The organism is Bacillus jepli (assembly GCF_047238305.1).
In the GTDB taxonomy this organism is placed as follows: Bacteria; Bacillota; Bacilli; order Bacillales; family Bacillaceae_L; genus Ferdinandcohnia.
The window spans coordinates 1,218,376-1,238,528 of record NZ_JBDFMO010000001.1; the positions used below are offsets into that span (position 1 = coordinate 1,218,376).

Genomic DNA, 20,153 nt, shown 5'->3' on the forward strand with positions numbered 1-20,153 from the left:
GTAAGGAGTTCATCATGAATCAGCACGAATTAATCGAAAAAGCAAATCAGGAAGTTGAGCGAAATAGGGAGAAAGTCGAAAGTGACCCATATCGTATGAAATTTCATTTAATGCCACCTGTTGGTTTGTTAAATGATCCGAACGGGTTTATTCAGTATAAAGGTGTATACCATTTGTTTTACCAATGGAATCCCTTTGAAACGGCACACGGTTCGAAGTTTTGGGGACATTACACCTCAAAAGACCTTGTGAATTGGGAACACGAGCCGATTGCACTTGCCCCAAGTGAGTGGTTTGAGAAAAATGGCTGTTATTCGGGAAGTGCAATTGAGCATGACGGAAAAATGGTGTTATTTTATACAGGGAATGTGAAAAACGAAGAGAGCGAACGTGAGACTTATCAATGTATGGCGGTCTCAAGTGATGGCTACACTTTCGAGAAAATGGGACCAGTCATCCATCTTCCTGAAGGCTATACAGCCCATTTTCGTGACCCAAAGGTTTGGAAAAGAGAAGATACGTGGTACATGGTGCTGGGTGCACAAGATATTGACGAACAAGGGAAGGTCGTTCTTTATTCCTCACAGAACTTAAAAGATTGGGAATTTCACGGAGCCATTACAGGTTCGGAAATCAACGGATTAGGACCGTTTGGATATATGTGGGAATGTCCTGATCTTTTTGAATTGGATGGTAAAGATGTTCTCCTTGTTTCTCCACAAGGGATTGAGCCAGAAGGTGATTTGTATCATAATTTATTCCAAGCGGGCTATTTTGTGGGAGAGTTGGATTATGAAAAGCCATCTTATCAGCATGGTGCTTTTACTGAATTAGATCGTGGTTTTGACTTCTATGCTCCCCAAACCACCATTGATGAAAAAGGACGAAGACTTCTTTTTGCATGGATGGGAATGACCGATGATTTTGAAAAATATCAGCCGACGATTGAAAACGGCTGGATTCATGCGATGACAGTGCCACGTGTTCTTTCACTTAAAGGTGAAAAAGTTATCCAACAACCTGTAGAAGAACTAAAGCAGTTACGAAAAAACGAAGTATCGTATCAAAATGTTCAAGTCCATAAAGAGATTGTATCACTCGATAACATACAAGGCACATCGATGGAACTGCTCATTGACGGAATTTCGTACCATTCAGATTCATTTGAAATCACATTCAGAGGGGCTACGAGCTTTTTTTATTCCGCAAAAGAAAATAAAATGAGTCTTCATCGAAAGAACTTTAAAGATGGGCGTGTGGAATCACGGCATTGTCAGATTTATGGGATTAAAAAGCTACACGTGTTTTTGGATAATTCCTCAATTGAGATTTTTGTGAATGATGGAGAGGAAGTTTTTACAGCACGATTTTACCCAAGTACGAAAAATGAGTCCATTTCTTTTAAAGCGGAAGGGAATCTTCAATTTAATATAAAGAAATGGGATTTGGCTTGAGGTATATCTTCGAATAATAAAGAAACAAGCCTGGTACCGTAAGAGAGGTTTCGAGGTACATGCTCAAGTGAAAAGTGTTCAGGGATGTATCAAGGTTTAAGCAGTCTTATAATAACGAAAGGAAGTGAAGCGATGAAACAGGGAGTCATTTGTTTAGGTGAAGCTTTAATTGATTTCATTCCACTTGACCAAGACAATATACAATTTTTAAAAAGCCCAGGAGGAGCACCGGCAAATGTAGCGGTTGGAGCAGCGAGGCTTGGTGCGAAGTCCTCTTTCATTGGTAAAGTAGGGGACGATGTTCTTGGGAATTTTTTAAAACAGACCTTGGAAAATTACAATGTCCAAACGGGGACTATGTATCTTTCAAAGGAAGCTCGCACAGCTCTAACGTTTGTAACACTTGCTGAAGACGGTGAGCGAGAGTTTTCGTTTTATATTGAAAAGAGCGCGGATCGCTTTTTAACACCGGATGAGATTCCCACATCTCTTTTCGAAGAGCATAATGTGTTTCACTTCGGTTCAATTTCATTAATAGATGACCCGGCAGAATCGTCGACGAAAAAAGCACTCCAACTGGCCAAGGAAAATGGGCTCGTCGTTTCCTATGATCCGAATTTACAACCAATGCTTTGGAAGAGTCTAGACATAGCCAAACAGAAAATAGTTTCGATGTTAAGTGAGGCGGACGTCGTTAAATTATCAGAGGTGGAGTTAGAGTTCATTACGGGTGAAACGGATATTGAACGCGGCGTTGAAAAACTAGCTGAGTACAATATTCCGCTTTTATTCATCACACTCGGCAAGGATGGTGTTCATGCTTTTTATAAGGGTGAGTCTATTTTCGTGAAAGCTCAGAAAGTGGAAAGCGTTGACACGACAGGTGCGGGAGATGCATTTGTGTCTGGATTGTTATACCAATTCAGCGAAAGAGATAAAAAGGTAACAGATTATACCTTAGACGAAATTAAAGAAATCACTACTTTTGCTAGTGTATCTGGTGCGCTTGCTGTCTCACAAAAAGGAGCGATGAGCGCATTGCCAACGATTGACCAGGTTCAAGCGTTTTTGGAAGGAAAGTAAGGTGTAGTAAAAGGGATACTGTTGGTGGATTGCGTTTTAATGACCGATAATTGCGCTTTATTTTTTGGAATTGCGCATTATTTCATCCGAATTGCGCTATAATCCCAGGTATATGCGCGTTAATTTTGATAATTGCGCTTTAGCATGCTTCAACTAAAAAGGTGGACCCCCAACACGGGAATCCACCTTTTCTCTTACAATGACTTCTCTAACTCGAACCAGTATGTGCACAAAGTTTCCAATCCCTTGTCAAAATTCTCAAGATGGAAGTGTTCGTTTGGTGCATGGAAGTTTTCAGTTGGAAGTCCAAAGCCCATCAATACAATTGGAGCATGTAGAACTTCATCCAAGGTCGCGATAATTGGCAATGATCCACCACCGCGAGTAAATGAAGTTGGTACCTTGTAAACTTCTTCGTAAGCACGGCTTGCTGCTTGAATCGCTGGATGGTCGAATGGTGTCACATATGGTGCACCCTTATCAAAAAGCTGAAGGCTAACTTCAACACCAACTGGTTTGTTTTTCTCAATATGTTGCTTTAGCTGCTCAACGATAACATCAGGATCCTGATTTGGAACAAGACGGCATGTGATTTTTGCATGAGCTTCAGATGGAATAACAGTTTTAATACCATCACCTTGGAATCCACCGTAAATCCCATTAATATCAAGGGTTGGACGGACCCATGTTCGTTCAAGATAGCTATAGCCCTTTTCACCATAAAGAGCAGGAACACCAAGTTCTTGACGTTGTTTTTCCTCATCAAAGTTTAACGCTTCATATGCTTGCTTTTCTTCATCTGTTAATGGAAGCACATCCTCATAGAACCCTTCAAGAGTCACTTTTCCGTCCTCATTATGGAAGGTGTCCAATAATTGAACAAGCGCATTAATTGGGTTATGTACACCACCACCGTATAGACCGGAGTGTAAGTCGCTGTTAGAACCTTTTACATCAATTTGAAGACCTGCCAGTCCCCGTACACCGTAGCAAATCGTTGGTTTTCCACGTTCGTTCATGCTTGTGTCAGAAATCACAATGACATCTGCAGCGAGCAACTCTTTATTCTCCTCAACAAAAGCAGGGAGGTTCGGGCTTCCGATTTCTTCTTCACCTTCAATACAGAATTTGAAGTTAAGCGGCAAGGTCCCTTCCGTCTTAAAAATGGTCTCTAACGCCTTCAAATGCATGAAGGTTTGTCCCTTATCATCACTTGCTCCACGTGCAAAAATTTTATCATCGCGAATTTCCGGATCGAATGGAGGGCTGTCCCATAAATGAAGGGGGTCAACCGGCTGAACATCATAATGCCCATAAATTAATACAGTTGGTTTGCCTTCAGCATGTAGCCAGTCCCCATAAATAACGGGATGTCCTTTCGTTGGATGAATGCTGATATTCTCCATCCCAATTTTACGAAGTGCTGCTGCAACCCACTCCGCAGTTCGGTTTACGTCCTCCTTGTGGTCAGGCAAAGCACTAATGCTAGGGATTGAAAGTAGCTCAAAAAGCTCCTCTAAATGTAAGTCTCGGTTTTCTTTTAGGTAGGTTTTGATCGTTTCGTTCAAAGCTGTTTCCTCCTTTTCATAAATCAGCTCTATGTCATTATTTTACATCAATTAAAAAGGCAATGGAAAGTTTCTAGACTTTGAAAGTAAAACAAAAGGACTAAAATTTAATTTCGAAAAATGGTAATAAAGTATGAAGGTGAATTTTAAATATTTAAAGAAATGAGTATGTAAGTAAAACTAGTAGGTTTTTGTAGAATTACGCTAAAGGAAAAACTTGCTAGTTTTAAAAATGCTGAGGAAGTGGGGGAATTTATTTTGCTTAAGAGATGGGGACGTAGTTTTGTAAGCGCTTTGGTAATGATTGTTCTAATTACGGGTCTTTTTTCTCAAGTTGGACAAGTTTCAGCTGCTGAGGACAACAGGTCGTGGAAAGAATACACAGAAAAAGTGATGGCAAAGGACCAAGACAATGGAACGTTAGAACTTGAACTTCAAGGTACTAAAAAGCTAGCAAAGAACTATGATGTAACTTTAAGAGGGAAAAATCGAGTGTACCAAAAATCGCTTTCTGATGTAAGAGTTGGTGCGGAAAATGTAACGGTTCGAGTGAATCATAAAGATCAAATTACAAAAATTTTTATTGATGGACCTACTCCGATTGAGACGATGCGTGTCGGGATAATGACAACAGGCTTTGCATCGGTTGACCACGATACGATTGTATTAAGCTCGCAAGCAGGGCTCGAAATCGTTGATAAAGTTGCAGAAGAAACATTCGTAGTCCCAGCAAACGAGAAAATAACGTTCACACCTTCTGAAAATGATCTCACTGTAACAAGTGCTACAGGCGAGGTTTTATATTCTACAACAAACAGACTTTATGCTTTTACCGAAGAGGGAAGCAAAATTAAGGTTGAAAATATTACACGAGCAAGTGGAGACCCGTCTTATCGTGGGTTCTTTGAAATTACGACATCAGAAACAGGAGACAAACTAAACCTAATCAATGAAGTTGACTTTGAGCAGTATCTATATCAAGTGGTTCCGAGTGAAATGCCTGCATACTTTGGTTTAAATGCACTTAAAGCCCAGGCTGTAGCGGCTAGAACCTATGCGTTAGGTGATTATATAAGTGATCGTTTTGCGAAAGATGGATTCTTTGTTTTAGATAGTGTGATGAGTCAGGTTTATAACAATACACCTGAAAACACTGCTACAACCCAAGCTGTGAATGAAACAGCGGGAGTTATTATGTTAGGTGAAGATGGTAGTTTAGTAGATGCACGATATTATTCCACGTCAGGTGGCTATGGTGCATCGAAACATCAGGTATGGGCTGAAGCTGACGGGACATTCCCAAGCAAGGTATTACCATACTTAATTGCACAAAGCCATACATTTGATCCCAATGATCCTAGTAAAATGCTAGAAATTGACACACAAAACGAGGCGGAAATTCTCGAATTCTATAAAACCTTATCTTATACAGGTTACGACGGAAATTCTCCATGGTTTAGATGGAAGGTAAGCCTTTCTAAAGAAGAACTAGAGAATACAATCAATGCAAATCTAGCAAGTAGACAAGCAGCTGATCCTAAGTTTGTTTTAACGCAAAATGAAGCAGGAGAATTTGTCAGTCAGCCAATCCCGGCAGAAGGAATTGGGGAGTTCGTTGATATGTACGTAGCAAAACGAGGTGACGGCGGAAACATCATGGAGCTTGTCATCGAAGGTACAACAGGGACGTACAAAATCATAAAAGAATACAATATTCGTTTCACGATTAGACCATCAAATGCATTTACAAAAGGAGAAAACGTTGTCCTGCATCGTGCAACTGCTGGAAGTTCAGACTACACAGGCACACTAAATAACTATACGATCCTCCCATCAGCCTTCTTCGGCTTTGAACTTGATGAAGAGAATGGCGTCACGTTCTACGGAGGCGGAAATGGTCATGGTGTCGGTATGAGTCAATACGGTGCCTATTATCTTGGGACAACATTAGGCTATGAGTTTAATAGAATATTAACTTCCTATTATCCGAACATGACGTTAGAGAGTATATCTGTTTTGAGTACTGAAGGAAAATAAGAAGATGGCATGAAAAACTGCTGTTCGAAAAAAGGGCAGCGGTTTTTGTGCTACAAGAATATATAAAATACTAATTTATAAACCGTATGAAGTATTTAAAATGATATTTCTCCTACTCATACATAATAATATAGTGATACGGTGCTGTAGCTGTAGCTTTAGTAAGTATGGATTATATGAAATATTAATACAAATAATTAGGTGTAGATTTGAATATTAATTTTAACACCAAGAAATATTCGTTATAATAAATTTACATTTTATCCCTAAAAAGTAAAAAAGAAACACATTATTGAAAGCGCTTTGCAGATAGTTAGGCTTTTTAAATGATAAATAGATTTTGAGATATAGGTTTTTCTATAAAAATTTGTGCAGGAAGACAAGGGAGAGGTTGAAGTGAATCAAAAGATAGTTGTGGGATTAATGTCAGGAACATCACTTGATGGCATAGATGCAGCTTTAGTCAGCATTTCCGAAAGTGACAATCAAAAAATCCAAATAAAACTCATTCATTTTTCAACACTACCCTATTCGGAATCAATGAGAGAGCGAATATTAGAGCTGTGTAACCCAAATAGAGCCAGGCTCGAGGATATTTCGTTATCCAATATGCTCCTGGGTGAACTGTTTGCAAAAGCAACGAAAAAAGTTGTTACTGAAGCGGGTCTCGAGTTGAAGGACGTGGATTTAATTAGCTCACACGGCCAGACAATTTTTCACCAGCCTGAAGGTAAATCCGTAGAAGGCTATAATCTTACATCAACCTTACAAATTGGAGATATCGCAGTAATTGCAGAGCGTACTGGTGTCATGACGGTAGGAGACTTCCGCACGCGTGATATGGCAGTTGGTGGTCAAGGCGCACCATTAGTTCCATATGCCGATAATCTTCTTTTTAGGACAAAATCAAATGGTAGAATCCTAGCCAATATTGGTGGAATTGCCAACATAACCGTTTTACCACCTTCAGACAGTGATGAACAAGTACTCGCGTTTGACACAGGTCCAGGGAATATGCTCATTGATGCATTTACGACTTGGGCGACGGATGGTAAGCAAACTTATGATAAAAATGGGGAGCTGGCAGCAAAGGGAAAAGTGGATGAGCAGTGGCTTGAAGAACTTTTAGCTCATGATTATTACAATTTGCCAGCACCCAAAAGTACGGGTCGTGAACTGTTCGGACTTCAATATGCTAAGGAACTTTGGAATACAAAAGCCGACCTGGCACCAAAGGATAAGATTGCGACCATAACGGAGTTAACGGCTCGTACAATCGCAGATGAGTGTAAGAGATATGTAGATTCCTATAATATTCGTGAGATTTTTATAAGCGGTGGTGGCTGGTACAATCAAACACTACGAAGAAGATTGCAAGAACATCTGCCTTCATCAATCAGAATAGGTAGTACAGATGAATTGGGGCTACCAGCTGATGCAAAGGAAGCCATTGTATTTGCATTACTGGGCTACCAAAGCATCAACAAACGACCGAATAATCTACCATCGGCAACAGGAGCAAGCACTTCCGTAATCATGGGGAAAATTGCTCTAGCATAAAAACAAAATATTGAAGGGAGGCGAGGGCAAGAGCTATTAAATAAAGTTTGTGTTGGCACTGCATTGAAAACAATGAAGAAAGATACGTAAGGGGGAAAAATAAAATGAAAAAATGGCTTAGTCTTTTTCTTATAAGTATTTTAGTAATTGGATTGTTAGCGGCATGTAGCAAGAAAGAGAACACAACAAAAGGCGACGACGGAGACAGTGAGAAGGCTTGGACAGGAACGATCACAGTATGGGATGGACCGCGTTGGCCAGATGACAAAGATAATAAATTCCACTGGATGGAAAGCAAAATTAAAGAATTCGAAGCAGCTCATGAGGGTGTAAAGGTTGATTTAGTTCAGGTTCCATGGGCAGAACTTCCTGATAAATTAGGTGTTTCGATTGCAGGGCAATCTTGGCCAGATGTTGCACCAGTTGATATTAGCGGAAGTGCGGTAAGTATTGATCATATTGAACAAGGTGTAATTGAGTCGGTTGATGATCTATTTACAGAAGATGAGCTAAAGGATTTCTATGAGAATGCACTTGATGCTTATACATTTGACGGAAAATTATATGGTGTTCCTAACTCTTTAACCGTACATGCAATGCTTTTGAACTTAGATTTATTTGAAGAGCGTGGAGTTGAACCTCCTGCAAACGGTGAGTGGACATGCGATGAATTCTTTGCAGCAGCAGAGAAGTTAACATTTGACCGAGATAACGATGGTAAAACAGATGTATACGGATTCTCTACTTATATTCTTCCTGGATATTATGAGGCTTGGCCATTCTTCTATATCAATGGTGGAAGCCCGTTGAATGAAGATATGACAAAATTCACTTTTACAGAGCCGGAAGCAGTAGAAGCGATTCAGCAGCTTGCCGATTTAAAATTAAAGTATAATGTAGCTCCTGAAACATTAGGTGGTCAAGATGTTGGTGGTACGTTCCAAGCGTGGGCAAATGAAGAGCAGCGTACTGTTGCGATGCAACCATGGGCTACATGGGCAATCAGCTCAGCACAAACAAAATATCCAACAAACTTTGCGGTTGCAAACTACCCAACAGGTAAATCAGGTGAGCCTGTAACAATCGGTGGTGTAGGAGGTTGGACAATGTTCCACCAAGAGGATGCAGGCAAGAAGGAAATGGTTGGCGAATTTATTAAGTTCATCTCAACAACAGATGAGCAATTTACAATGGCAACTGAGTATGGAATTTTCCCTGCACGTAAGAGTGCTGCAGATATGGATCCATATAAGGACAATCCAGAAATGAAGCGCGCACAAGAAATGTCTTCACAAGTCGTGATGCTACCACGTCATCCTGAGTGGAAGAAAATTGACGAAGCGATTCAAACAGAGCTTCAGTTAGTATTCAATGGTGAAAAGACAGCTGAAGAAGCGATGAAAGCGGCTGAGAAGAAAGTCAATGAATTATTAGGTGAGTAGTAATTGGCAAGGTGGGCAGTCCATGTTGGGCTGCCTACTGCCAAATGAAAGATTGGGGGAATCGCGGTGAAACCCGTTCATCAAACTGCCAATGCGGTAGTACTGACAAAAAAGTCGAAGATATGGAAAGAAATGAAAAAGAACTATTCCGCATATTTATTTTTACTTCCAAAACTTATCCTGTTTATTGCATTTATTGCGATCCCGGTGGTGTGGGCGTTTATCATCTCCTTCCAGGAATACAAAATTTTTGGGAGTGAATGGGCAGGTCTCGACAACTATATTAAGGTGTTTAAAAGTGAAGCCTTTTACGACGCGCTAGGTAATACATTCCTTTTTACAGTTGTAACGGTACCTTTTAACGTAATAAGTGCACTTATCATTGCTTCTCTCATCCATCCTCTTGGAAAATTATCTCAAAGCTTCTTCCGGGGAGCCTTTTATTTACCAACCGTTACATCGATGGTTATTGTAGCGATGGTTTGGCGCTGGATGTATAACTATGATTTTGGATTATTCAACTATGTGTTAGGGTGGTTTGGCATGGAGCCACTTAACTGGTTGGGTCAATCCTCATCCGCACTTTGGGCTCTAATCATCATGCAATGTTTAATTCCATTCGGAGTCGGGATTATTCTTTACCTTGCTTCAATGGGTTCCATTTCAAATACATTATATGAGGCTGCTACCATAGATGGGGCAAATAGCTTTCAAAAATGGATTCACATTACATTGCCATTATTAAAACCTTCTACACTATATTTGGCTTTACTAAGTACCATAGGCTCGTTTCAGGTGTTTACACAAATCATTATGATGACGGGTGGAGGACCAGGAACAGCTACAGAAACCCTTGTTCACTTAATCTATAAAACTGGTTTTAGAGACTTTGAATTTGGTTTTGCAGCCGCACAATCTGTTATTTTATTCTTTATCATTCTACTATTTTCTGTGATTCAATTCCGTTTACTTCGGTACGATGACTAGGAGGGAAAACTATGACAACAGGTATTCAAAAAGTAAACAAGCTTATCATTTATGTGCTCTTGTCCATTTTCGCGATTGTTTCCCTTTTACCATTGTATTGGGTTTTCAGTACATCCCTGCAGCTAAGCAGCTACCAGGACGAAGAGCTTGGGCGTCAAGTTTCCTATGTTGACTCAAACCCACCGAAAATGTACCCGATGGGGATCACAGAGTACTTGGAGCATTGGGGAAAAGCCAGAGATGCAGAAAAAGCAGGTGACTCTGAAACAGCAACCTATCACCGTGAAGTTATGGATAACATCATTGAAGATACATTTTCAGGATTTACGACATTGTTTAATAAAAATAATGTAGGCATCTGGTTTTTTAATAGTTTTTATATTGCAGTCGTCGTGACGATTGGAATACTCCTCTTTGACTCGATGGCGGGGTATGTACTCGCCAAAAAACGGTTCCCGGGTCGGAATCTCATCTTCTGGTCAATTATTGCGACAATGATGATACCAGGACAGGTTACCTTAGTACCGTTGTTCATCATGGTTCGTAATTTTGGGATGATGGATACACATTGGGCGCTTATATTCCCAGACCTTGCTATGGTTTTCGGGGTATTTTTAATGAGACAATTTATGCACTCAATTCCGGATGAGCTCATTGATGCGGCAAAAATTGACGGTGCAAGCGAATGGAAGACGTATTGGAAAATCATTCTTCCACTTGCGAAACCAGGTCTTGCAGCTCTAGGGATCTTTACGTTTATGAATGTCTGGAACTCCTTCTTGTGGCCGATTATCGTATTAAATGATGCAAATTTATATACATTGCCAGTCGGATTAAAGACATTACAGGACGCAAACTTAGCAAGCTTCAAGCTTCTGATGAGTGGAGCAGCAATCGCATCCGTCCCAATGATTATTGTATTTATGTTGTTCCAACGTCATTTTGTAAAGGGATTAACACTCGGTGGAGTGAAGGAATAAAAAGAAAAAATAACGAAGCCCCTATTCTCTTTAAGAACTGGGGCATTTTTATTATTTTTGAAATATATATACAAAGATTTATCAAAATAAATAAAATTATATTTCAAAACAATTTCATTTATGATATCTTTATTAGTAGTAACAGTTGGTTGGGAAACCTTAGTTTGTAAACGTTACCAACAACTGAACAAGGAGGATATTTTCAAAATGAAAATTAGATTAACGGGTGAAATCGAAAATATCAAAGACGGCATACATATCCTTACCCCTGAATTATCATTTCATGAGGGGAATGAAGGCTACCAAGTTCACGTCGTTCAGAGAAAAGGACCAATCTTTGTTAAAAATGAATCCAAAAGAGCAGAAATTCATTTTGAGGAAAAGATTCATTTCTATAGAGGATTAGGGATTTGGCTTGAACATTTCAAAAAAGGCGGAGAATTTGAAATAACAGAAGAACCACAGTTTGAAATGACAGGGGCGATGTTAGACGCTTCTAGAAATGGTGTTTTGACAGTTAGTGAGATAAAGAGTCTGTTGCGGAAAATGGCAGTAATGGGATTGAATGCTCTAATGGTCTATACAGAAGATACATATGAAGTGAAGGAATTACCGTATTTCGGCTACATGAGGGGGCGTTATACGGAAGAAGAGCTTAGAACATGTGATGAGTATGCTCAAGCTCTAGGTATTGAAATGATCCCGTGTATCCAAACACTTGCACATTTAACGGAAGCCCTTAAATGGAATTACGCATCAAATATAAGAGATACAGCAGACATTTTATTAGTAGGCGAACCTGAAACCTATCAATTCTTGGAAAATATCATTACTGCTGCCACAAAGCCGTTTAAATCAAAAAGAATCCATATCGGAATGGATGAAGCACATCAGTTAGGACTAGGCCGATATTTAGATAAAAATGGGTATGAAGAACGCTTTGCGATTATGAACAAACATCTTGAAAAGGTAGTGAAAATCACTGAGGGGCTCGGATTACAGTCAATGATTTGGAGTGATATGTACTTCCGATTAGGTTCAAAATATGGTGGTTATTATGATTTAGATGCGAAAATCCCTCAGGATGTCATTGCATCTATTCCAAATACTCAGCTTGTATATTGGGATTACTATCATTCAGACGAGGAATTTTATCGGACCTTTATTCAAAAGCATAAGGAACTTGGCTCTGATCCCATTTTTGCAGGTGGTGTTTGGACGTGGAATGGGATATCGCCCAATTATGGAAAGGCGATTGCTACAACAGAAGCTGCTTTAAATGCATGTAAAAAAGAAGGAGTAAGAGAAGTATTTGCAACGATGTGGGGAGACAATGGTGCTGAAACTCCACTAGCAACTTCCTTACCAATCCTGCAGCTTTTTGCAGAGCATTCCTATCATAAAACCGTAACGGAACAAGAAGTTGCGGAACGATTTCACTTTTGCACAGGTGGAACTTACAGCGATTTTATGGTTTTAAATCTCCTTGATGAAACACCTGGTGTGTCGGAGAACAATCTACATGAATCAAACCCATCAAAGTTTTTACTTTGGCAGGATGTGTTAATTGGTCTATATGATCAGAATATTCAAGGCCTACCAATGAATCAGCATTACGAACGGCTGATTCCAAGATTAGAAGAGGCAAGTCAAAATAATCCTGAATGGAAAGATATGTTTGGATTTTATGAGCAACTGGCACGAGTCCTAAGTGTGAAGGCAGAGATTGGAATCCACCTTAAAGAAGCATATGATGCGGTGGATAAAAAGAATATAGAATCGATCAAAACTCAATTAGGTAGATTAATAGAAAGCACACAAGAGCTACGCCTGAAACACAGAAATCTCTGGTTTTCGATGAATAAACCGTTTGGGTGGGAAGTCATTGAAATTCGATATGGTGGATTGCTTGCCCGTCTAGAAACAGCAAAGTTCAGAATCGATGAATGGCTGAAGGGTAACATCAGCCGAATTGAAGAACTGGAGGAAGAACGTCTTTATTTTGAAGGACCATATAAAATGCCAGAAGGCGCGATTGGTCGGAATATTTACCGCAGGATTGTGACAGCAGGTAATCTAACCTAATAAAAAAAGAGGAAGGTGTAAGCATGGATCGTGAAAAAATGGCAAAAAAGGCCGGACAATTACTGGTTATTGGATTTAATGGAATCAAGGTCCCACAGGAAATACGCGATTTAATTCATACCTATCATATAGGAGCGATTATTTTATTTGGTAGAAACATAGGTACACCTAAGGAAGTACTGGCACTGACTACAGATCTCCAGCGAGAGGCAAAAAAGGCAGGGTATACACACCCACTTTTGATATGTGTAGACCAGGAAAATGGAGTGGTTCGTCGTTTAGGTGAAGGAGCTACTATCTTTCCAGGTGCTATGACACTTGGAGCTACAGGTAATCCAAATCATGCCTACAATGTGGGGGTTGCTACGGGGAATGAATTAAAGGCGTTAGGGATTAACTGGAACCTTGCTCCAGTCCTCGATGTAAATAATAATCCGGATAATCCTGTGATCGGAGTTCGTTCATTTGGAGAATCCGCCGAAAGTGTTTCAAAATTTGGCAGGGCTTCCATGCAAGGGATGCAGGAAGCTGGAATTGCTACAACCTTAAAGCACTTTCCAGGCCATGGGGACACCAGTGTTGATTCACATTTGGACTTACCAACTATTCCACATGGGTTGGCTCGCCTTGAAGAAATTGAATTAAAACCATTTAGGGAATGTATTGCAGAGGGTGCAGATACGATCATGACTGCACATGTTTACTTTCCATCGATTGAGACAGAGCCAGGTGTACCAGCAACGATTTCCAGAAAGGTCATCACGGGCTTATTGCGTGAAAAACTAAAATTTAATGGTGTGGTCACAACAGATTGTATGGAAATGAACGCCATTTTACATGGCGTTGGAACGGAAAAAGGAGCTGTTGCTGCTCTCAAAGCAGGGGTAGATTATGTGATGATCTCCCATACCCTTGAAAGACAGATAGGGGCAATTCAAGAAATTTTGAAAGCAGTTGAAAATGGCGAGTTAACCGAAGAAGAAATTGACCAAGCACTTCAAAGAATCAATTCACTTAAAGAAAAATACTTGAGTTGGGAAGATATTTCCTTAGAGGATGAACCGGAAGTACCTGAAACTGTTGGGAGTAAACAACATGAGAAGATTGCTTGTGAAGCCTATAAAGATAGTGTGACGATTGTGAGGAATGAAGGGACTTTTCCACTCACTACTAATAATGGTTCACGAATTCTTGTGGTGCATCCTGACAATGGCACCACAATGCAGGTGGAGGATAAGCGGTATGCGAACCTCTCGTTAGGTGAGGCGATCAAAGAATATCAGCAGTATGCGGATATCTATCAGTTTTCAAGTGCGCTAGATGAACAAGAGATTGCAGGTATTGTTGAAAAGGCAAGCGGGTATGACACGGTAATTGTAGGTACACTCACAATTACACCAAGTAGTAATCAAATTACTTTAGTTGAAAAGCTAATAAAGGAAAAGGACTCTGTCATTGTGATTGCGATGAGAAGTCCATATGATTATGGATATTTGCCAGATGTTCCAGCTTATATAAATACCTATGAGTTTACCTACCCAGCTTTGAAGGTGGCTGCTGGTGCAATTTTCGGTAAAGAAGAGGTAAAAGGGAGCCTACCGGTAACTGTTATAAAGAGAGTAGTGGGAGGTAAATAATCCTCAAAAAGGGATGGATGATACATGATAAAAATTGAAGCTTTAACGACAGAAATGAGAAATGAAAATAGTGTTGATATCGATCAAATGGCTACACGAGAGATTTTAAAGACAATTAACGATGAGGATAAGACGGTTGCATATAGTGTAGAAGCAGTATTACCTGAAATTGCAGCAACTGTCGATATCGTCTATGAATCTCTTCTAAAAGGTGGAAGGTTATTTTATGTAGGAGCGGGTACTAGTGGGAGACTTGGAATCCTTGATGCTGTGGAATGTCCGCCAACTTATAGTACCCCGCATGAATTGGTTCAGGGAATCATGGCTGGTGGAAATCGTGCTTTAGTGGAAGCAGTTGAAGGTGCGGAAGATGACCCTCAATTAGGGGCAAAGGATTTAAGTGCAAAGAATCTTACCGAAAATGATGTTGTAGTAGGAATTGCGGCAAGCGGAAGAACACCTTATGTAGTAGGTGCGCTTCAGTATGCAAGACAGATTGGGGCGAAAACGATAAGTTTATCTAGTAATCAAGATTCAATCATTAGTAGATACTCTGATATATCCATTGAAGTAATGACGGGGCCAGAAGTCATTACGGGTTCAACTCGCATGAAAGCAGCAACCGCCCACAAACTTATATTGAACATGATCACTACCTCATCCATGATAAAACTAGGTAAGGTCTATGAAAATTTAATGGTGGACGTAAATGCTAGTAATGTGAAATTAAAGGAACGTGCAAAGAACATTGTTTCTACTATAACGAATGAGGCTTATACCAAGGTGGAAGAAATACTAGAAGTGACAAATTATGAAGTGAAGCCAGCGATTGTGATGATTAAGGCAGGCGTTAATTTGGAAGTAGCAAAAAGTTGTATTGAAATGGCAAATGGGTTTGTTCGAAATGCAATCGAATTAGCAACACGCAGAAATATACTCGAATAGCAAAGTTAACAAAGGCTGACTCATGCCGAGTCAGCCTAGTTAGACACAATTTTGAAATATAAAAACAAAATAATATATTTTATACTAAAATTACATTTCATTTTTTTATATTCCGTGATATACTAATAGCAGTTCAAAAGTTTAGTAGAAAAAGAATTCTATATTTTTTTATCAGTGTTGAAAGCGTTATCTTTAAATTGATGGTAAATACTCACAATGGCCTTTTGGCTAGAAACAAGGATATTCTTTATGAAGAATTACATATTAACAAAAAATAGGAGATGTGTAAATATGACGGAAAAAAAGAAGCATTTAGTCCTAGTAGGAGCACACTGTGGGGACGTCGAAATTCAAGGTGGAGCAATTGCTCACAAATATGCAAAAGCAGGATGGGATGTAACTTTTGTTCATTTAACAGCTGGTGAAAAAGGAAACCCGCCACATGTTTCAGTAGAGGAATACCGTCAGCAGAAGATCAAAGAAGCGGAAAAAGTGGCCGAAATCTTAGGTGGAAAAAGTATAACACTAGATTATAAGGATGCTGAATTAGAATTTAATGATGAGATCGTTACCCGTGTCGCTACATTAATGCGCAAGCTTCGCCCAACTGTTGTAATTACTCACTGGGTGAACAGTATGCATCCTGATCATGCACTTTGCCCAAGAATTGTAGAGGCGGCTCAATTAAAGGCAGGACTTCCAGGATTCGATCTAGAAGGTTTACCTCCACATTTCTACCCATTCTATCACAGTGAAAACTGGGAGGACATGGAGGGTTATGTTCCTGATATTTTCGTAGATGTATCTGAAGAATTTGACACATACTTGGAAGCGTTGTCACATTATTGGTTCATCATGAATTCAACATCATTCCGTTACTATGATTATTACAAAGCACTTGGAACAATAAGAGGGTGTGTGAGTCGAGCAAAATATGCACAAACTTTGAAGTTCCCAACTGGCGGAAACGTAAGAAGAGGGTTTATACCGGGGCACGAAATTTAATTGAATAAGCCTTAAAAAAGGTTTTACCTTTGGCCTTATTAAAAAAGTCAAAGTAAACATAAATCTAACAAAAAACAGGGGGAAACAGGTATGAAGAAGTTATTAATTCTATGTATCTCACTACTTATGCTAGTAGCAGCTGGTTGCTCGTCAAAAGAAAGCGCTGGCGATGGTGAGAAAAAAGATGGGAAAAAGGGTCAGGACGTAGTAACAGTTTGGACATACCCTCACTACCAAGGAAATGAAGAAACAGGGGCAAATAGCTATGAACAAGACTTACAGGCTTTAATCGAGGATTTCGAAAAAGAAAATCCAGACATTAAAGTTAAATACGAAATTTTATCATGGGCTGAAGGTGAAAAGAAATTCACAACTGCATTAAATGCTGGTAATCCACCAGATGTAATGTTCTCATTACTTAACGCAAAATATATTCAAACAGGATTAGAGGTTCCAATGGATGAATATATGAGTGATGATGAATTAGCCGATATGGAACCATACGGTAAAGAAGTTTACACATATGAAGGTAAACTATGGGGAATCCCACATTACCTATCTGTCCACACTTGGGGCGGAAACCGTGCATTGCTAGAGGCTGCTGGAGCAGACATTGAAAAGATTCAAAACGAAGGCTGGACTTGGGACGAGTTCTATGAAATCGCTAAGAACGCAACTAAAGGGGATACGTATGGTTTCGTAACCCAGGGACAAAACGAAGAAACATTTACACATCTACTAATGAATGATGGTGTTCGTAACCATGTAGAAGAAGATGGTACATTTAATCTTGGTGGAGAAAAGGCACTAGAATCATTAAAATTCTTGGCCAAACTAAGGGATGAAGGTATCATGCCAAAAGAAACTGGCGGTATTGATGCAGCAAAAGCTGATGAAATGTTCAACAATCTTCAAGCAGCCATTTATGGCCGTACAGGTCCATACAAAATCAATGAAACTAATCAAAGAAATGCAGATATTGATGCTGGTAAAGTAAAAGGTGAAAAAATTGACTTTGTATTATTACCAATGCCACATAAAGAAGGCGAAAAAGAATCTGCATTCGGTGGAGCAGGTGGTTTAATCCTATTCAAACAAAAGAATTACCAAGGTGATGAGCACACTGCAAATGCAGCTAAAGTATTAAAGCATTTAACTGGTACTGATTCAGGTATTACTGCAGCAACAATGTTCTTACCTCCTGCATTAAAATCAGGACAACAGAAATACTCTGATATGCTACAGTTAGATACACCAAACGGTAAATTTATCCAAAGATACCTTGGTAGCCTAACACCTCCAGCAAAATTAACTGGTGATCTTCCAGATAAAGCCTGGAAATTGAAAACAGAAGTTGTTACTCCTAATTTCCAATCATTCATTATCGGTGATGCCACAGCTGAAGAAACGATCGAAGCTTGGAAAAAAGGTGCAGAATCAATTGGTCTTAAGTAGGTAATGTTTCTGAGCTTCCATCGGTATTGGCGGAAGCTCAGAAATGTAAAGGAGATGAAACAGTGGAAACATCAGGAAATCTCGGGAATGGAAAGGCAAAAAATTACTCATGGTCAAACTTTATTCAGTTTATCAAAGACTATGGTTGGTGTTATGCCTTTATTGCAGTTCCGCTACTATTATTTATATTTTTCACAGTCTATCCAATCTTCATGTCCTTTATATACAGCTTCCAAAAGTATGGTGTTATGGGATCTGAGTGGATTGGGTTAGATAACTATAAAACATTATTAAATAACGATATTTTTTGGAAAGCCATGAAGAATACAGTTATTTACACAATTGGTACTGTACCGGTTAATATCGCGATTACATTATTTTTAGCAATGTTAATTTTCCCACTAAATAGTAAATCGCAAACGTTCTTTAAAGCCTCTTTTTACTTACCAGGGGTTACATCTGGAATCACAATGTCATTAATTTGGTTGTGGATTTTTGATCCAACAGGTGCGGGATTATTTAATGCGTTATTAGGTGTTTTTGGATTTGACGCACAAATGTGGTTGGCAAACCCAGAAACTGCATTGTTCTCTCTCATTCTTATGACATATATTGGTGGTCATGGAACAGGAGTATTGTTATATTTGGCAGCGATGGGCGGTATTCCAAAATCATTATATGAAGCTGCAGATATTGACTCTGCTAGCTGGTGGTCAAAATTAAAAAATATTACATGGCCATTATTAAAGCCTACAACATTATACATGTTAGTAATGGGTATCATTGGGTCGTTCCAAGTGTTTGAACAGGCATATGTTATGACACAAGGTGGACCAAACTTTGCAACTACAACGATAGCATATTTAATATTCGATCATGCATTCCAAGCATTTGACTTTGGTTTGGCAGCTGCAGAATCTTTTGTTTTAGGTTTTATTATTATTGTCATTTCTATATTACAATTTAAATTCATGTCTAGTGATGTGGAATACTAGGAGGAATTGATAGATATGAATACAAACCCCGTCACTAATTTTGAAAAACAATTATTAGAGGATGAGAGAAAAGATAGAAATAGAAGGACCGTCAAGCAAATCGGTAAAGTATTAATCTATATTGTCCTAACCATTTGGGCAATCTTAACATTTATCCCACTTTTATGGATGATCACATCTTCATTTAAGGATACAAGTGCCATTACACAAGTACCACCACAACTTATCCCAACAGAACCGACTCTGGATGCGTATAAGCGAGTATTTGAGGTTGGTGGATTTGGTAGATGGTTTTTTAATAGTGTTGTAGTTTCTACAATTCTTACATTATCAAATGTTTTTTTTGCCTCCCTTGCTGGTTATGCATTTGCCAAGCTGCGTTTTCCAGGGAGAAATACGATATTTTGGATTTTGCTCGCATCTATGATGATACCGAGCCAAGTAACGTTAATTCCGTTATATATTCTAGTTGTTAACACATTCCAAATTGCTGATACGTATACAGCATTAATTGTTCCAACCTTAGTAACAACAGCAAATGTGTTTCTCGCTAGACAGTTTATGCAATCTTTACCGTCAACATTAATTGACGCTGCACGAATCGATGCTTGTTCTGAACCAATGATTTTCTGGAAGGTCATGCTACCAATGGCCAAACCAGGGCTAGCGGTTCTTGGGATTTTCACATTTGTTGCGAACTGGAATAGCTTCTTCTGGCCATTCCTAGTAACGAACTCTAATTCGATGAGAACGTTACAAGTTGGTTTAACAAGCTTCAGATATCAGTATACAGCCGATTATGGAGCAATGATGGCAGGTGCTGTTTTAACTGCACTACCAATGTTTATTATATTTTTGGCATTGCAAAAATACTTCTTACGTGGAATCACAATTGGTGCAGTGAAAGGATAGGGGGTTAA

At 39.3% G+C, this 20,153-nt stretch carries 15 protein-coding genes; 14 read left to right on the forward strand and 1 reads right to left on the reverse strand.

Features of this window, described 5'->3' with window-relative positions:
• Positions 1-14: 14 nt before the first annotated feature.
• Together ABC371_RS06175 and ABC371_RS06180 are read left to right on the forward strand one after the other, a co-directional pair.
• On the forward strand, positions 15-1,454 hold the full coding sequence (locus tag ABC371_RS06175; RefSeq protein WP_412895987.1) for a glycoside hydrolase family 32 protein: 1,440 nt from the start codon (positions 15-17) through the stop codon (positions 1,452-1,454).
• A 132-nt stretch (positions 1,455-1,586) separates the two neighbouring features.
• Positions 1,587-2,537 (forward strand): carbohydrate kinase family protein, encoded by a 951-nt coding sequence (locus ABC371_RS06180; RefSeq protein ID WP_412895988.1) that lies wholly within the window; start codon positions 1,587-1,589, stop codon positions 2,535-2,537.
• A 194-nt stretch (positions 2,538-2,731) separates the two neighbouring features.
• On the opposite strand, the gene ABC371_RS06185 is transcribed toward ABC371_RS06180, so the two are convergent.
• On the reverse strand, positions 2,732-4,105 hold the full coding sequence (locus ABC371_RS06185) for a dipeptidase (RefSeq protein WP_412895989.1): 1,374 nt from the start codon (positions 4,103-4,105) through the stop codon (positions 2,732-2,734).
• Positions 4,106-4,363: 258 nt separating this feature from the next.
• Here ABC371_RS06185 and ABC371_RS06190 point away from each other — a divergent pair, with 258 nt between their 5' ends.
• The 12 genes from ABC371_RS06190 to ABC371_RS06245 all read left to right on the forward strand — a co-directional run bounded on the left by ABC371_RS06190 (position 4,364) and on the right by ABC371_RS06245 (position 20,145).
• Positions 4,364-6,142: a SpoIID/LytB domain-containing protein gene (locus ABC371_RS06190; protein WP_412895990.1), complete on the forward strand. Its 1,779-nt coding sequence runs from the start codon at positions 4,364-4,366 to the stop codon at positions 6,140-6,142.
• Between the two features lie 396 nt (positions 6,143-6,538).
• Positions 6,539-7,702 carry an anhydro-N-acetylmuramic acid kinase gene (locus tag ABC371_RS06195; RefSeq protein ID WP_412895991.1) on the forward strand — a complete coding sequence of 388 codons (1,164 nt, stop codon included), beginning with the start codon at positions 6,539-6,541 and terminating at the stop codon, positions 7,700-7,702.
• A 104-nt stretch (positions 7,703-7,806) separates the two neighbouring features.
• Positions 7,807-9,144 carry an ABC transporter substrate-binding protein gene (locus ABC371_RS06200; RefSeq protein WP_412895992.1) on the forward strand — a complete coding sequence of 446 codons (1,338 nt, stop codon included), beginning with the start codon at positions 7,807-7,809 and terminating at the stop codon, positions 9,142-9,144.
• A gap of 66 nt (positions 9,145-9,210) precedes the next feature.
• A complete protein-coding gene (locus ABC371_RS06205) occupies positions 9,211-10,131 on the forward strand; it encodes a carbohydrate ABC transporter permease (protein ID WP_412895993.1) in 921 nt (306 codons plus the stop codon).
• Positions 10,132-10,142: 11 nt separating this feature from the next.
• Positions 10,143-11,111 (forward strand): carbohydrate ABC transporter permease, encoded by a 969-nt coding sequence (locus ABC371_RS06210; protein ID WP_412895994.1) that lies wholly within the window; start codon positions 10,143-10,145, stop codon positions 11,109-11,111.
• Between the two features lie 207 nt (positions 11,112-11,318).
• Positions 11,319-13,196 (forward strand): beta-N-acetylhexosaminidase, encoded by a 1,878-nt coding sequence (locus tag ABC371_RS06215; protein ID WP_412895995.1) that lies wholly within the window; start codon positions 11,319-11,321, stop codon positions 13,194-13,196.
• Positions 13,197-13,219: 23 nt separating this feature from the next.
• The gene (gene nagZ, locus ABC371_RS06220) at positions 13,220-14,833 is read left to right on the forward strand and encodes a beta-N-acetylhexosaminidase (RefSeq protein ID WP_412895996.1); all 1,614 of its coding nucleotides are present in this window, start codon (positions 13,220-13,222) and stop codon (positions 14,831-14,833) included.
• A gap of 24 nt (positions 14,834-14,857) precedes the next feature.
• Positions 14,858-15,778, forward strand: a complete 921-nt coding sequence (gene murQ / locus ABC371_RS06225; protein ID WP_412895997.1) for an N-acetylmuramic acid 6-phosphate etherase — start codon at positions 14,858-14,860, stop codon at positions 15,776-15,778.
• Positions 15,779-16,069: 291 nt separating this feature from the next.
• A complete protein-coding gene (locus ABC371_RS06230) occupies positions 16,070-16,783 on the forward strand; it encodes a PIG-L deacetylase family protein (RefSeq protein WP_412895998.1) in 714 nt (237 codons plus the stop codon).
• Between the two features lie 90 nt (positions 16,784-16,873).
• Entirely contained in the window at positions 16,874-18,238 is a 1,365-nt protein-coding gene (locus ABC371_RS06235) for an ABC transporter substrate-binding protein (RefSeq protein WP_412895999.1), read from the forward strand.
• A gap of 122 nt (positions 18,239-18,360) precedes the next feature.
• Complete coding sequence (locus ABC371_RS06240; protein WP_412899289.1) at positions 18,361-19,233, forward strand: carbohydrate ABC transporter permease; 873 nt, start codon at positions 18,361-18,363, stop codon at positions 19,231-19,233.
• A 15-nt stretch (positions 19,234-19,248) separates the two neighbouring features.
• Positions 19,249-20,145, forward strand: coding sequence for a carbohydrate ABC transporter permease (locus ABC371_RS06245; RefSeq protein ID WP_412896000.1), 897 nt, complete (start codon positions 19,249-19,251; stop codon positions 20,143-20,145).
• Positions 20,146-20,153 lie beyond the last annotated feature (8 nt).